The organism is Photobacterium sp. GB-210, from assembly GCF_003026075.1.
GTDB lineage: Bacteria > Pseudomonadota > Gammaproteobacteria > Enterobacterales > Vibrionaceae > Photobacterium.
In genome coordinates, this window is the sequence record NZ_PYNU01000066.1 from 1 (window position 1) to 610 (window position 610).

Below are 610 nucleotides of genomic sequence, written 5' to 3' on the forward strand. Positions count from 1 at the left end.
AGGGGTTCGACTCCCCTACGGGACGCCACTTCTCTTTGAAGTGCAAATTGGGTCGTTAGCTCAGTTGGTAGAGCAGTTGACTTTTAATCAATTGGTCGCAGGTTCGAATCCTGCACGACCCACCATTCTTTCTCACGAAGGAATTAAAACTATCGTGGGCGATTAGCTCAGTTGGGAGAGCACCTCCCTTACAAGGAGGGGGTCACTGGTTCGAGCCCGGTATCGCCCACCATTTTCTCTTTAGAGAACTTCTTAAAAGAAGTAAAACATTGGGGTTATAGCTCAGCTGGGAGAGCGCCTGCCTTGCACGCAGGAGGTCTGCGGTTCGATCCCGCATAGCTCCACCAATGTCCCGTTCGTCTAGAGGCCTAGGACACCGCCCTTTCACGGCGGTAACAGGGGTTCGACTCCCCTACGGGACGCCACTTTGTAAATACATTCTTATGAGTGTGATTAGAAAGTGGATCTTTAAATAGAAACACAATGCTCTTTAACAATCTGGAAAGCTGACTAGTAAATTCAATCAATAGATTGATTTTAAAAATGTTCTTCGAAAGAAGAACGAGTTCTCAAAACATACACATTCAAGTGTCTGTGTTTGCTTTCACTT

Annotated in this window: 4 tRNA genes; all 4 read left to right on the top strand. The window is 46.4% G+C overall.

Annotated elements, in window-relative coordinates:
• The first annotated feature begins 49 nt into the window (after positions 1–49).
• Positions 50–125 (top strand) — tRNA-Lys (locus tag C9J38_RS21625).
• 31 nt (positions 126–156) lie between these two features.
• Positions 157–232 (top strand) — tRNA-Val (locus C9J38_RS21630).
• A gap of 39 nt (positions 233–271) precedes the next feature.
• Positions 272–347 (top strand) — tRNA-Ala (locus tag C9J38_RS21635).
• Positions 348–349: 2 nt separating this feature from the next.
• A tRNA-Glu gene (locus C9J38_RS21640) sits at positions 350–425 on the top strand.
• The last annotated feature ends 185 nt before the right edge of the window (positions 426–610 follow it).